Source organism: Cyanobium sp. L1E-Cus, assembly GCF_024345755.1.
Taxonomy (GTDB): domain Bacteria; phylum Cyanobacteriota; class Cyanobacteriia; order PCC-6307; family Cyanobiaceae; genus Cyanobium_A; species Cyanobium_A usitatum.
In genome coordinates this window covers 228,367-240,803 of record NZ_JAGQBS010000003.1, presented here as the reverse complement: position 1 = coordinate 240,803, position 12,437 = coordinate 228,367, and the positions used below count along the sequence as shown (strand labels likewise).

Here is a 12,437-nt window from a genome sequence, read left to right as displayed (position 1 = left end):
GATCCAGCCCTTGCTGAGCCCCGTGCCCAGACCCAGCAACAGACCCCCCAGCAACAACCAGCGCAGCATGGGCTCCACCACAAGCGGCCAAGCCCCATCCAACCCCACCCCAGCCCGGCTTGCCATTGCCCTAGGGGATCCTGCCGGCATAGGCGCTGAGGTAACTCTCAAGGCCCTGGCCAGGGCGGAATGGCGCTCACAGCAGCCCCTGCTGGTGGGTTGCCGCCGCTGGCTGGAAACCAGCTACCAACTGCTCAAGCCCAGCAGCAGCGAACCGCTGCGGGATCCCGCAGAGCTGGAGGTTCTTGATCTGCCCCTACTGGAGAGCTGCCAGCCAGGACGCAGCACCCCGGCCTGCGGAGCAGCAAGCTTCAACTGGCTCACCGCCGCCGTCGAGCTGGTGCTGAGCGGCCGCTGCCGGGCCCTGGTGACAGCGCCAATCGCCAAGGCCAGCTGGCACGCTGCCGGCCACCCCTACCCAGGCCAAACCGAGCGGCTGGCGGAACTCAGCGGCAGCCCCGAAGCCTCGATGCTATTCACCGCGCTAGCACCCGCGGGCCACTGGCGCCTCAACACCCTGCTGGCCACCACCCACATTCCACTGGCCGCCGTTCCCCAACATCTCAATGGAGCCTTGGTGCAACGCAAGCTGGATAAGCTCCTGGCCTTCTGCGAGCGCTTCAACCAAGCCCCCCACCTAGTGGTGGCAGGACTCAATCCCCATGCCGGCGAGGCGGGGCGCCTGGGGCAGGAGGAGAGCACCTGGTTGGAAGCAACCCTGGAGGCCTGGCGCCGGCAGCATCCAGAGGTGCAGCTCGAAGGCCCATTGCCGCCGGACACCTGCTGGCTAAGCGCGGCCGCCGCCTGGCCGGGCCCCAGACCAGGCCCAGATGGCTACCTGGCGCTGTATCACGACCAGGGACTAATCCCGGTGAAATTGCTGGCCTTTGATGCCGCAGTCAACACCACCTTGGGGTTGCCGTTTATGCGCACCTCACCAGACCACGGCACAGGCTTCGCAATCGCTGGCCAAGGCCTAGCCAGGGCCGACAGCATGGCGGCTGCCCTTATTACGGCAAGGGATCTGGGCTGAGGATTCCAGCGCAACCGCTCAAGCCGGCCGCACCCGCATCAACACCTGACCAAATTCCACGGGAGTGCCGTTTTCCACCAGGATTTCAACCACCTCACCGCCCACCTCAGACTCCAGCTCATTCATCAGCTTCATCGCCTCAAGAATGCAAACGGTCTGGCCGACTTTGATGCGGGCACCCACTTCCACAAAGGGGGCTTCGCCCGGAGCTGCAGCTCGATAGAAGGTGGCGACCATCGGTGCTGTGACCTCAAGCAGGTCGCCGCGGCTGGCAGCAGCCGGTGGCGGTGGAGCCGAGGGGGCAACGGGCAGGGGGGCCGCTGCCTGCAGCACCTGGGCCGGAGCGGCACTGGCCTGGAAAACAGTTGTAGGCGCTGCACTGGGAAGGTTGCGACGCACCTCCAAGCGGAAGTCGTCTCCTTCGAGCTTCAACTCCTGGATGTCGCTCTCGCCAAGCAGGGCGAGAAGATGCTGAAGCTGGTCGTGGTTGAGCTGCATGGCGATCAGTTCTCCCTGCCCAAATAGCTGTCGGTACGAGTATCGATCTTGATTTTCTCGCCGATCGACAGGAACAGGGGCACCATCACCTGGGCTCCCGTTTCAACGATCGCAGGCTTGGTGCCGCCCGTGGCCGTATCGCCCTTGACGCCCGGATCGGTCTGGGTGATAGCCAGCACCACCGAGTTGGGTAGTTCCACCTCCAAGGGTTTGCCGTTCCAGGCCACCACGTTGACCTCCATGCCCTCCTTGAGGTACTTGCGGCTGTCACCAATCTGTTTGGCCGTCAGCCGGGTTTCCTCGTAGCTGCCCATATCCATGAACACGAAGTCGTCACCCTCCATATAGGTGTGCTGGAGGGTGCTCTTTTCGAGAATGGCTTGGGGCAGCATCTCACCTGCCCGAAAGGTCTTCTCCACGACGTTGCCGCTCTGCACCGCCTTGAGCTTGGTGCGGACGAACGCCGATCCCTTGCCGGGCTTGACGTGCAAAAACTCAACGACCCTCCAGACCTGGCCATCCAGCTCAATTGAGGTACCGGTTCGAAAGTCGTTGCTGGAGATCATTCCGGCGGTTCAGATCTGGGGGATTGTAAGGCTGGCTACCGGAACGGGCCTCTGCGGGGTCATTCCGGAGGCCCTGAAGTTGTGCCAAAGTCCGCTCAACGACAGGGTGTTGCCATGGCACGGGGTCAATCCAGCTGGGCGAATCGCTCAACGTGGGCGCGCTGGTTTGCTGGCGTAACCAGCTTGATGCTGGTTGTACTGCTCGCTGCCCCCACCGCCTGGGCTGCCCTGCCCCAGGGCAATGCCGTGACCGACCCGGCAGCGCTGCTGCGCAATGCCTTGCCAATCAAGGCCCCCGACCTGCAGGAACTTCAGCATCGCCTCGAGGCCACCAGCGACGACCTGCGCGCTAAGCGCTGGCCAGCCCTAGCCAGCTCCGTGCGGCGTTGTATTTCCTTACTGGGCAGCCGCAAGGCAGCCATGCTCGAAGGCTTCGATGCCCCGGCGAAAACCGAGGCCACAGCTCTGCTGGACCAGGTGGGAGAGCAACTGCAAGTGCTCGCCGCCGCCGCCGAAGGCCAGGAGCGCGACCCCTTCCTGGCAGCCCGCCGTGAGGCGCTCAACAGCATCGGCAAAGCCGAAGACCTGCTTGTGGGGCCGTTCCCCTATGAAATTCCTGCTGAATTTGCCGATTTGCCCAGGCTCCTGGGCCGGGCAACCGTGCAGCTCACCACCACTAAAGGCGACCTAACTGCGGTTGTAGACGGTTACAACGCGCCCCTCACCGCCGGCGCCTTTGTTGATCTGGTGCAACGCGGCTTCTACGACGGACTGCCCTTCATTCGAGCCGAAGATTTTTACGTGCTGCAAACCGGCGATCCGGAAGGCCCAAATGATGGATACATCGACCCGAAAACCAAAACGGAACGCAAGGTACCGCTAGAGATCAAGGTGCCAGGCCAGAGCGAGCCCTTCTACAACCAAACCTTCGAAGACCTCGGCATGTTCAAGGCCGCACCAGAACTACCCTTCTCCACCAAGGGCACCCTGGGCTGGGCCCACTCCGATGAAGTGCTAGACGACGGCTCTTCCCAGTTCTTCCTCTTCCTGTTCGAACCTGAACTGACCCCTGCCGGCCTAAACCTGATCGACGGCCGCTATGCCGCTTTCGGTTATGTGGTGGATGGCTTTGATGTTCTCGAAGAACTCACCGCTGACGACGGCATCGTCAAAGCACGAGTGCAATCAGGATCCGAAAATCTCCAACCCCACAGCTGAATTTCTAAAGTAAGCATTAAAAAGCCGCCCTTCAGGGCGGCTAATATTTTGATGCTTAACTCAGCTCACTTCCATTGCTTGGCAACAATTTCAGCCAGATCAACAACGCGCTGGCTGTAGCCCCACTCGTTGTCATACCAAGCGATAACCTTCAGCATGTTGCCACCCATCACCAGGGTGAGCTCCGAATCAATGATCGTCGATTCGTCGGTGCCGGCATGATCGCTGGAAACCAAAGGTAGATCGCAATACTTGATGATGCCCTTCATGGCATTCTCCGATGAGGCCTTGAGCAAGGCATTCACCTCTTCCTTGGTGGTGTCGCGACTGATATCAAGCACCATGTCAACCACCGAGACATTCGGTGTGGGCACTCGCATAGCAATGCCGCTGAGCTTGCCCTTCATCGGCGGATAGACCAACGCCACAGCCTGGGCAGCGCCGGTGCTGGTGGGAACAATGTTTACCGCAGCGGCCCTGGCACGGCGCAGGTCGCGGTGGGCCGCATCCAGGATGCGCTGGTCACCGGTGTAGCTGTGGGTGGTCGTCATCGTGCCCTTGACGATGCCGAATGCTTGATCCAGCACCTTCACCACAGGAGCCATGCAATTGGTGGTGCAGCTGGCGTTGCTGAGAATGTCCCAATCTTCGTGGCGGTACTGATCGGCGTTAACGCCCACCACAAAAGTGCCAACCTTCGCGCCCTTGCCAGGTGCCGTGAGAATTACCTTTTTGGCACCAGCTTCAAAGTGCTTGCTGGCACCCACATCATCGTTGAACACTCCGGTGGATTCGATCACCAGATCGACGCCCCATTCCTTCCAGGGAAGGTTGGCGGGATTGCGGTCGTAGAAGGTTTTGATCGTCTTGCCGTTGAGGACGATCGTGTCCTCGGTGGTGGTTACGTCCACGCCCCGCAGGGGGCCGAGCATGGAGTCGTACTTGAGCAGGTGGGCCATGGTGTTGGTGTCACCGGAGCCATTGATGCCCACTAGTTCGATGCCAGTGTTGGCCCCACGGCTCAGCCAGCAGCGGGTGAAGTTGCGACCAATCCGGCCAAATCCATTGATCGCAACGCGCAAAGTCATGGCCGATTGCGGCAAAAGCCGCTAGCGAAGGTGGTTTTGGCTGCCGATCATACAGAAATTGATCCGCTCTCCCCTCTTGCAGGAATGGTGCACGCCGAGGAACATGCGCAAACGCGCAGCAACTCGTAAAGGTTTTCGGGCTGTTGTCAGCTTAATTTTGTGCTCATCTGAACCCTGATTTGGAGTTGCGTTTGGCGCCCCTGCTCGATCGTCACCAGCCACTCCACTTCATTGGCGTTGGTGGCATCGGCATGTCTGCCCTGGCAGGGATCCTGGCGGAACGGGGCTACGCGGTAAGTGGCTCCGACCCCCGGGACAACGCCGTGCTCGACCGCTTGCGGCGGCTGGGGGTGCGGGTGTTTTTGGAGCAGAACGCCGCCACGGTTGCTGCGATCCGCAGCGGCACCTCGGTCTCACCTCAAGTAGTGATCAGCTCCGCGGTGCCAGAGACCAACCCGGAGCTAGTGGAAGCCCGTCGCATGGGTCTGGCGATCTGCCACCGCTCCGACGTGCTGGCCGCCTTGATCAACAGCCAGGACTCCATCGCCGTAGCCGGGAGCCATGGCAAAACCACTACCAGCACCCTGATCGCCACCCTGCTGGCTGCTACAAAACACGACCCCACCGCAGTGATTGGCGGCATCGTGCCCGCCTTTTGCAGCAACGGTCGCCATGGCGAAGGCAGGCTGCTGGTGGCGGAGGCGGATGAATCGGACGGCTCCTTGGTGAAGTTCCGCTCATCCCTCGGCGTGCTCACCAACGTCGAACTCGACCACACGGACCATTACCCCGACCTCGAAGCCCTGATCACCACCCTGCAAAGGTTCGCCGGCAACACATCAAGGCTCCTGGCAAACCACGACGACCCGGTGCTGCGCGAGCGGTTCAAAGCCAGTCATTGGTGGTCGATCGAAAGCGCCGCAGGCGTCTCCTTTGCAGCGATTGCCCAAGAGCAAAGGGGTGACGGCACCGTTGCCGACTTCTTTGAAGACGGTGAGCTGGTGGGCCGCTTTGAACTGCCCTTGCCCGGTCGTCACAACCTCAGCAACGCGGTTGCGGCCATGGCCGCCTGCCGGCTGGAAGGGGTTTCATTTGCCGAGCTGGGCGAGGCGGTAGCCGCCCTCCAGGCCCCAGGACGGCGCTTTGATTTCCGCGGTTTATGGCAGGGCCGGCTGGTCGTTGACGACTACGCCCACCACCCCAGCGAGGTGGCCGCAACCCTGGCCATGGCCAAGCTGATGGTGGACAGCGGCCGCAGCACCCTGCCCGTGGCGCCACGGCGCTTGGTAGCAGTGTTTCAGCCCCATCGCTACAGCCGCACAGCCCAATTTCTGGACGGCTTTGCAGCGGCCCTATCGGAAGCCGATTCCGTGCTGATCGCGCCCCTCTACGCCGCTGGTGAAGCGCCGATTCCAGGCATCTCCAGCGCCGCCATGGCCGAGGCGGTGCGGCAGCTGGCACCCAACCTGCCGGTGGCGGTGGCCAACACTCTCGACGAGCTCGCCGCCCAGGTGGCCGCCAAGAGTCAAGAGGGTGATCTGGTGATCGCCATGGGTGCTGGAGACGTCAACAGCCTCTGGGAACGCCTCGAGCAGCGCCAGCAAGCAGTTGACAGCGCCATCGCTGCCTCTGCAAGCCCCCTGGCGGCCTGAGCCTGATGATTGCGGCCCCCAGCTGCCACCCTGCCCTACGCCAAGGGGTAGGGCTTCAGCCCTTCACCACCTGGAAGGTGGGAGGTCCAGCGGAGTGGTTTGCCGAGCCTGGAGAACGCGAAGAGCTGATTTCTCTGGCGGCCTGGGCCCGGGCCCAGGGCCTGTCCTTGCGCTGCATCGGCGCAGGCTCCAACCTGCTGATCGCCGATAGCGGCCTGCCCGGCCTCACCATCTGCAACAGGCGGCTGCAGGGGAGCCGGCTCGACGCCGCCAGCGGCCTAGTGGAAGCGGAAGCCGGAGAACCGATCCCCACCCTGGCCCGCAAAGCAGCCCGGCTGGGCCTGAGCGGACTGGAGTGGGCCGTGGGCATCCCAGGCACCGTGGGAGGCGCGGTGGTGATGAATGCGGGCGCTCAGGGCGGCTGCACGGCCGAATGGTTGCACTCGGTGCGGGTGCTGGACCCGGCCAATCCCGCAACGCCCTTCGAGCTGGAAGCCCGGGAACTGGACTTCGCCTATCGCCACAGCCGCCTCCAGGCGGAGAGCTGGATCGTGCTGGCAGCCACCTTCCAGCTGGAGGCCGGCCACGACCCCGCAGCCATCACCTCGCGCACCAGTGCCAATCTGCACAGCCGCACCAGCACCCAGCCCTACCAACAACCCAGCTGCGGCAGCGTTTTTCGCAACCCAGAACCACAGAAAGCAGGGCAGCTGATCGAAGCGCTGGGCCTGAAGGGATTGCAGATCGGTGATGCCCAAGTCTCGCCAATCCACGCCAATTTCATCGTCAACATTGGCCAGGCCAGCGCCAGCGACATCGATGCCCTAATCGCAGAAGTGCAACGCCGGGTGCTGGCCAGCCACGGCCTGACCCTCCACCCTGAGGTAAAGCGGCTGGGCTTCGGCCCGGAGCACTAGCTGCCCCTTAGCCTGAGCCGAGCAACTTCTAGGGCATGGCTGGCTTCGGACTCCCCAACTTCGGTCAGCTCACCGAGGCCTTCAAGAAGGCCCAGGAGCTGCAGCAAAACGCCCAAAAGCTCCAGGAAGAACTTGATGCAATGGAACTGGAGGGCCGCAGCGCCGACGGCCGGGCCAGCATCTGGCTCACGGGCAACCAGCAACCGCTGCGAGTGCAACTGGCCCCAGAACTGATCGCCGAAGGGGCTGCCGCCAGCGAGGCCGCCGTGCTGGAAGCGTTGCAAGCCGCCTACGAGCTGTCCACCGGCACGATGAAAGGCCGCATGGAAGAACTCACCGGTGGCCTAAATCTCAATCTGCCAGGCCTGGGCGGCTGAAATCCGTCACTTTTCCAGTGCCAGCCTGGCCATCCTCTTCCCCATCCAGCAGCTGCTGACGCTGGCGACGCCGGGAGAGCTGCCGCAATCCGGGCGCCAGGCGGGGCTCTAGACCCTGACCGCGGCGCCGCAGCCCCGACCCATCAGGGGAGTCAGCAACCCGGCCCGTTCGCTCGCCATCCAGCAGCAGATCGCTCAGGCACTGGGCATAAAGGGGGTAACGCTCCCAGTCGGAGCCAACGGCACAGCCGGGATCGCCCTGGTGCAGGCAATTGCTGAAGCGGCAGCAGCCCAAGCCCAGTCGTTGCCGAATCTCCGGAAACAGGGGGCCTAAGGCAACGGGATCGGCGGGCAGCCGCGGCCTATTGAATCCAGGCGTGTCGGCCAGCAGGGCTCCGGGCGCCAAGGGGAAAAGCTCCACATGGCGGGTGGTATGGCGGCCCCGCTGCAGCCGCCCTGACACCGCCGCCACCCGCAGGCCGAGCTCGGGGCAAAGACGGTTGAGCACGCTGCTCTTCCCCACCCCAGAAGGTCCACAAAGCACGGCGATACCTGGCTGGGCCAGCCGCTGCAGCAAAGGCTCCATGCCCTCGCCACTACTGGTAGATACCGCCAGGGCGTCGTAACCCCAGGCAGCAGCTCGCTGGCACCAACTAGCCACCTCGTCAGGCGAAACCAGATCCGCCTTGGAGAACACCAACTGCACCGGCCGCCCCGTCGCCTCAGCCGTCAACAAAAAGCGTGTGAGCTGGAGCAGATCCAGCTCTGGCTCCGCCAGCGCCACCACCACCACCACGAGGGCCACATTGGCCACGGCGGGCCGCTCAAGCAGGCTCTGACGCGGCTCCAGGGCCGCCACAGCCGCCCGGCCAGCAGGCCAGTCGATGCCATCCACCCAAACGCGATCCCCAACGGCGATGGTTTGGCCGCTTTTGCCAAGGCGGGTGCGCCGGGTGCACAAAAGTCGACTCAGGCCAGTGGGCCCTAGCTGATCCAGTTCCACCCAGCAGTAATTGGCCAGCAGGGCCACCACCTGCCCAATTAGGCGCAATGGCCCAGGCTCAACCCCCATGACAACGAACCTGCAGCCGCACGGCCCCTTGTTGCTCCGGGTGATCGCAGCAGGTAACCCCATGACCTGCGCTCTCCAGCCCCTGGGTCACCTGCTGCTGGGGCTCTCCCCGATCTAGGTCCACCTGCAGGATCTGGCCAGGAACCAAACGCTCCAGGGCCAGCTTGGTGCGAATGAAGTTGAGCGGACAAGCGATGCCACGCAGATCGAGCTGGGCATCTGGGTTGCCGTCTGCCCAACTGGCGCTCAACCGAAGAGGCCCCCAAACAAGCCGCTTTTATGGGGATGCTTGTGGCCCTTGTTGGTGTGGTGGCCGGCCAGCTGCTCCAGCAGCTCCCGCTCCTCAGCATTGAGCTTGGTGGGCAGCTGCACCTTGATGCTGACCAGGTGGTTGCCTCGGGCCACCGGATTGCCCAACTTGGGCACCCCCTTGCTCTGCAGGGTGAGCACCGCTCCGGGCTGGGTACCGGCTGGAATCTCCAACGACTCCTGGCCGTCCACCGTGTCTACCTCGATGGTGTCGCCCAAAATGGCCTGGAGGTAATTGAGCGTCACCTCCGAGTGGATGTTGATGCCATCGCGGCGTAAGCCAGCAGCCGATTGAACGCTCAGGAACACATAGAGATCGCCGGCGGGCCCACCCCGCTGGCCGGCATTGCCCTCATTTGCCACCCGCAGCCGGGTACCGGAATCAACCCCAGCTGGGATGTTGATCCGCAGCTTTTTACGCACCTGCTGCAGACCTTGGCCACCGCAGGCGCCGCAGGGGTCGGCAATCACCTGGCCGCTGCCCTCACAGGTAGGACAAGCCGCCACCTGGGTAAAACTGCCGAATGGGGTGCGGGTGGCCCGACGCACCTGGCCGGCGCCGCCACAGGTGCCGCAGCTTGTGGGTCCACTGCCCGCCTTGGCCCCGGACCCCTGGCAGGTGCTGCAGGTTTCGAGATGGCGAACCTGCACCTCCTTCTCGATACCAAACACCGCCTCTTGGAAGTTGATGGTGAGGTCGAGGCGCAGGTCATCGCCTTGACGGGGACCACGCCGCCGCGGACCTGCTCCAGCACCCGCCCCCCCAAAGCCACTGAAGAAGGTCTCAAACAGGTCGGCAAAGCCGCCCATGTCGCCCATATCCGGCGCGCCGCCACCGCCTAGGCCCGCCTCACCAAACTGGTCGTAACGGGCGCGAGTCTGGGGATCGCTGAGCACCTCGTAGGCCCGGCCGATCTCCTTGAATTTGTCTTCAGCCCCAGGATCTTTATTGACATCCGGGTGGTACTGACGGGCCATCCGCCGGTAGGCCCGCTTCAAAGTGTCTGGATCGGCGTCGCGGGCAGTGCCGAGCAGGTCGTAGTAGTCGGCCATCAGCCGTCCTGCTCCTCAGCCTGGCCATTCTCAGCTGCTTGGGGGCCAGCGGGGACGGCGCCGGAACCAGGCCCCATCGACACCTTGACCAGGGCGTGGCGCAGCACCCGACCGTTTAGGTGGTAGCCGCGCTGCAACTCCTCGATCACCACATCTTCGGCATGAGCCTCGCTGGGTTCACGCAAGACCGCCTCATGCAAGCTGGGATCGAAGGGTTCACCCTCTACCCGCATCGGTGAAACCCCAAGCTGCTTGAACACATCCACTAGCTGCTTGTACAGGCCCTGATAGCTGCGATGCAGCGCCTGGGCTTCCTCATGCTGGGGATTCAGCTGCTGCCTTGCCCGGTCGAAGTTATCGACCACCGGCAAAATCTCACCCAAGGTGGAGCAGGTGATCTGTAGGCGCAGGTCTTCGCTGTCGCGGCTCTGGCGCTTGCGGAAGTTGTCGAAGTCGGCAGCCAGACGCATGTATTGGCCGTTGAGGGCCTCATGCTCTGCCTTGAGTGCCGCCAGCTGGCCAGCCAGATCGGAACCCTGATCAGAAATCTGGTGAGAGCCGGCCTCTTGTCCAGCCTCCATCTCCGGAGTAGCCGGAATCTCGCTGGGATCAGCGGCCTGGGGGGCCCCAGCTCCCAGGTTGCTATCACCGCTCATCGAGGTGTCACCGCTCATGGCTGACAAGGTCGGACTTTGGTTCTAGACATGTTGAAGCGCCGGGCCTACCTCCCACAAGCGGCGGAAGCCCGCACCTTCTGGCTCCATGACCCTCACCCCTTCCCGCCCCGTCCCTGAAGCCAGCAGCGAAGAGCAGCAACGTCTGGAGGTGGAGCTGCTGGTTGGTGAGCCGGTGCTGCAAGCAACCGAGTTGCAGGCCCTTGGTCAAGACTTACTTTTTACGGGCAAAGGGCTGCCAGAGGCCCGCTGGCGCGAACTGGGCGCCTTGCCCCTTCAAGAAGCCAAAGGGAGATTGGTAGTTGCCGTACCTAGCAACTGGGGGCCCCAGCAGCGCCAGAATTTAAGTGAGGAATTGCAACGTGCCGGCTTCAACGCGGAGCTGAAGTTGGCGTTGGCGACAAATCTCACAACTGCGCTCACGGCAAAAGCACCAACTCCCGCTCCCGCAGCCTCCAAGCCAGCCCAACCGCGACCACCTGCAAGCTTTAACCCCCCCCGCTCCCTAACCAAAGACCTAGGAATCCCTGGCACCTCCGAAGGGCAGCTGCAGGAGGTTGCCGATGTCGAAGATCTGGAGGGCACTGCTGCTGCTGCCAGCAGCAGTGCCAATGCGTCACCAATCATCAGCCTGGTGGACAGAATCCTGATCGAGGCGCTCACCTTGGGGGCCAGTGATATTCACGTGGAACCCCAGGAAAACACCCTGGAAATTCGCTTTCGCCTCGACGGTGTGCTGCAGAAGCACTTCGAGGACCTGCCAAAGAGCCTGACGCCAGCCGTCACATCACGCATCAAGATCATGGCGGATCTGGACATCGCCGAGCGACGATTACCTCAAGACGGCCGCATAAGGCGCATGTTCCGCGGCCGCAAAATGGATTTTCGGGTAAGCACTTTGCCCAGCCGAAATGGTGAAAAAATATGCCTGCGCCTACTTGACAGCGGCGCTACTCAGCTCGGCCTAGAAACCCTAATCACCGATGCGGATGCAAGAAAAACCCTGCGAGAGCTGGGATCTAAACCCTACGGAATGATTCTGGTGACAGGCCCGACCGGCTCGGGCAAGTCAACCACCCTCTACGCCCTACTGGCTGAGCGCAACGATCCAGGCATCAACATTTCCACGGTTGAAGACCCGATCGAATACACCCTGCATGGCATCACCCAAACCCAAGTAAATCGAGAGAAGGGGCTCGATTTCAGTATGGCGCTACGTGCCTTTATGCGACAGGACCCTGACGTTTTGCTGGTGGGCGAAACCCGCGACTTGGAGACGGCCAAAACGGCGATCGAGGCCGCACTTACTGGCCACCTAGTGATGACCACCCTGCACTGCAACGACGCGGCCAGCGCCATCGCCCGCCTCGATGAAATGGGTGTGGAGCCCTTCATGGTGAGCGCATCACTGCTGGGCATCGTGTCCCAGCGGCTGCTGCGTCGGGTGTGTTCGGCTTGCCGAATTAGTTACACCCCCAATCCGGAAGAACTGGCCCGTTTTGGTCTGTTGAGCAGCCACGAAACCACGGTGACCTTCTTCAAGGCCAACACCCAGAACCGCAACCAGCAAGGCTGCTGCCCTGCTTGCAACGGTGCCGGCTACAAAGGAAGAATCGGTGTCTACGAAATCCTACGGATGACGGATACCTTGGCAGCAGCTGTCGCCAAGAGGGAACCCACAGATGTGCTGCGGCGAATGGCGCTTGAAAACGGCATGAAAACCCTTTTGGGCTACGGGCTGCAGCTAGTGCGCGAAGGTCACACAACCCTGGCCGAGGTCGAACGGATGCTGCTCACTGATTCAGGCCTGGAAGCTGAACGCCGCTCTAAGTCACTAAGCACCCTCACCTGCAGCAACTGCGGCGCCGGGCTCCATGACGACTGGCTTGAATGTCCCTACTGTCTAACCAGCCGCTGAGG

Annotated in this window: 13 protein-coding genes; 6 read left to right on the top strand and 7 right to left on the bottom strand. The window is 62.7% G+C overall.

Annotated elements, in window-relative coordinates; genetic code table 11:
* Window positions 1-67: 67 nt before the first annotated feature.
* On the top strand, window positions 68-1,093 hold the full coding sequence (gene pdxA / locus KBZ22_RS04015) for a 4-hydroxythreonine-4-phosphate dehydrogenase PdxA (protein ID WP_255021111.1): 1,026 nt from the start codon (window positions 68-70) through the stop codon (window positions 1,091-1,093).
* An 18-nt stretch (window positions 1,094-1,111) separates the two neighbouring features.
* On the opposite strand, the gene accB is transcribed toward pdxA, so the two are convergent.
* Together accB and efp are read right to left on the bottom strand one after the other, a co-directional pair.
* Window positions 1,112-1,591, bottom strand: a complete 480-nt coding sequence (gene accB / locus KBZ22_RS04010; RefSeq protein WP_254935295.1) for an acetyl-CoA carboxylase biotin carboxyl carrier protein — start codon at window positions 1,589-1,591, stop codon at window positions 1,112-1,114.
* A 5-nt stretch (window positions 1,592-1,596) separates the two neighbouring features.
* Window positions 1,597-2,157, bottom strand: coding sequence for an elongation factor P (efp, locus tag KBZ22_RS04005; RefSeq protein WP_254960568.1), 561 nt, complete (start codon window positions 2,155-2,157; stop codon window positions 1,597-1,599).
* A gap of 186 nt (window positions 2,158-2,343) precedes the next feature.
* On the opposite strand from efp, the gene KBZ22_RS04000 reads away from it, so the two are divergent.
* Window positions 2,344-3,375 (top strand): peptidylprolyl isomerase, encoded by a 1,032-nt coding sequence (locus KBZ22_RS04000; RefSeq protein ID WP_255021110.1) that lies wholly within the window; start codon window positions 2,344-2,346, stop codon window positions 3,373-3,375.
* 65 nt (window positions 3,376-3,440) lie between these two features.
* Here KBZ22_RS04000 and gap read toward each other — a convergent pair whose 3' ends face one another.
* Entirely contained in the window at window positions 3,441-4,463 is a 1,023-nt protein-coding gene (gene gap, locus KBZ22_RS03995; protein ID WP_106632506.1) for a type I glyceraldehyde-3-phosphate dehydrogenase, read from the bottom strand.
* Between the two features lie 191 nt (window positions 4,464-4,654).
* Between gap and murC the strand changes: the two genes are divergently transcribed.
* Genes murC through KBZ22_RS03980 form a run of 3 tightly spaced genes read left to right on the top strand, consistent with a single transcriptional unit; the run spans window position 4,655 to window position 7,409 of the window.
* Window positions 4,655-6,115 carry a UDP-N-acetylmuramate--L-alanine ligase gene (gene murC, locus KBZ22_RS03990; RefSeq protein ID WP_255021184.1) on the top strand — a complete coding sequence of 487 codons (1,461 nt, stop codon included), beginning with the start codon at window positions 4,655-4,657 and terminating at the stop codon, window positions 6,113-6,115.
* Window positions 6,116-6,120: 5 nt separating this feature from the next.
* Window positions 6,121-7,032, top strand: coding sequence for a UDP-N-acetylmuramate dehydrogenase (gene murB / locus KBZ22_RS03985; RefSeq protein WP_255021109.1), 912 nt, complete (start codon window positions 6,121-6,123; stop codon window positions 7,030-7,032).
* 35 nt (window positions 7,033-7,067) lie between these two features.
* Window positions 7,068-7,409 carry a YbaB/EbfC family nucleoid-associated protein gene (locus KBZ22_RS03980; RefSeq protein ID WP_254960571.1) on the top strand — a complete coding sequence of 114 codons (342 nt, stop codon included), beginning with the start codon at window positions 7,068-7,070 and terminating at the stop codon, window positions 7,407-7,409.
* Here KBZ22_RS03980 and rsgA read toward each other — a convergent pair.
* Genes rsgA through grpE form a run of 4 tightly spaced genes read right to left on the bottom strand, consistent with a single transcriptional unit; the run spans window position 7,384 to window position 10,517 of the window.
* Window positions 7,384-8,481, bottom strand: coding sequence for a ribosome small subunit-dependent GTPase A (gene rsgA, locus KBZ22_RS03975; RefSeq protein ID WP_255021108.1), 1,098 nt, complete (start codon window positions 8,479-8,481; stop codon window positions 7,384-7,386). The genes KBZ22_RS03980 and rsgA overlap by 26 nt on opposite strands.
* Window positions 8,471-8,731 carry a sulfurtransferase TusA family protein gene (locus tag KBZ22_RS03970; RefSeq protein WP_106632510.1) on the bottom strand — a complete coding sequence of 87 codons (261 nt, stop codon included), beginning with the start codon at window positions 8,729-8,731 and terminating at the stop codon, window positions 8,471-8,473. Before KBZ22_RS03970 ends, rsgA begins: the two co-directional genes overlap by 11 nt.
* The gene (dnaJ, locus tag KBZ22_RS03965; protein ID WP_254960573.1) at window positions 8,728-9,843 is read right to left on the bottom strand and encodes a molecular chaperone DnaJ; all 1,116 of its coding nucleotides are present in this window, start codon (window positions 9,841-9,843) and stop codon (window positions 8,728-8,730) included. Before dnaJ ends, KBZ22_RS03970 begins: the two co-directional genes overlap by 4 nt.
* Window positions 9,843-10,517, bottom strand: coding sequence for a nucleotide exchange factor GrpE (grpE, locus tag KBZ22_RS03960; RefSeq protein ID WP_254941689.1), 675 nt, complete (start codon window positions 10,515-10,517; stop codon window positions 9,843-9,845). Before grpE ends, dnaJ begins: the two co-directional genes overlap by 1 nt.
* An 88-nt stretch (window positions 10,518-10,605) precedes the next feature.
* Here grpE and KBZ22_RS03955 point away from each other — a divergent pair, with 88 nt between their 5' ends.
* Window positions 10,606-12,435 carry a GspE/PulE family protein gene (locus tag KBZ22_RS03955; protein WP_255021107.1) on the top strand — a complete coding sequence of 610 codons (1,830 nt, stop codon included), beginning with the start codon at window positions 10,606-10,608 and terminating at the stop codon, window positions 12,433-12,435.
* The last annotated feature ends 2 nt before the right edge of the window (window positions 12,436-12,437 follow it).

Coding starts and splice junctions, on each gene's coding strand:
- KBZ22_RS04000 (WP_255021110.1), top strand. CDS start 2,344: ATGCTGGTTGTACTGCTCGCTGCCCCCACCGCCTGGGCTGCCCTGCCC.
- efp (WP_254960568.1), bottom strand. CDS start 2,157: ATGATCTCCAGCAACGACTTTCGAACCGGTACCTCAATTGAGCTGGAT.
- murB (WP_255021109.1), top strand. CDS start 6,121: ATGATTGCGGCCCCCAGCTGCCACCCTGCCCTACGCCAAGGGGTAGGG.
- KBZ22_RS03955 (WP_255021107.1), top strand. CDS start 10,606: ATGACCCTCACCCCTTCCCGCCCCGTCCCTGAAGCCAGCAGCGAAGAG.
- KBZ22_RS03980 (WP_254960571.1), top strand. CDS start 7,068: ATGGCTGGCTTCGGACTCCCCAACTTCGGTCAGCTCACCGAGGCCTTC.
- gap (WP_106632506.1), bottom strand. CDS start 4,463: ATGACTTTGCGCGTTGCGATCAATGGATTTGGCCGGATTGGTCGCAAC.
- accB (WP_254935295.1), bottom strand. CDS start 1,591: ATGCAGCTCAACCACGACCAGCTTCAGCATCTTCTCGCCCTGCTTGGC.
- rsgA (WP_255021108.1), bottom strand. CDS start 8,481: ATGGGGGTTGAGCCTGGGCCATTGCGCCTAATTGGGCAGGTGGTGGCC.
- dnaJ (WP_254960573.1), bottom strand. CDS start 9,843: ATGGCCGACTACTACGACCTGCTCGGCACTGCCCGCGACGCCGATCCA.
- grpE (WP_254941689.1), bottom strand. CDS start 10,517: ATGAGCGGTGACACCTCGATGAGCGGTGATAGCAACCTGGGAGCTGGG.
- pdxA (WP_255021111.1), top strand. CDS start 68: ATGGGCTCCACCACAAGCGGCCAAGCCCCATCCAACCCCACCCCAGCC.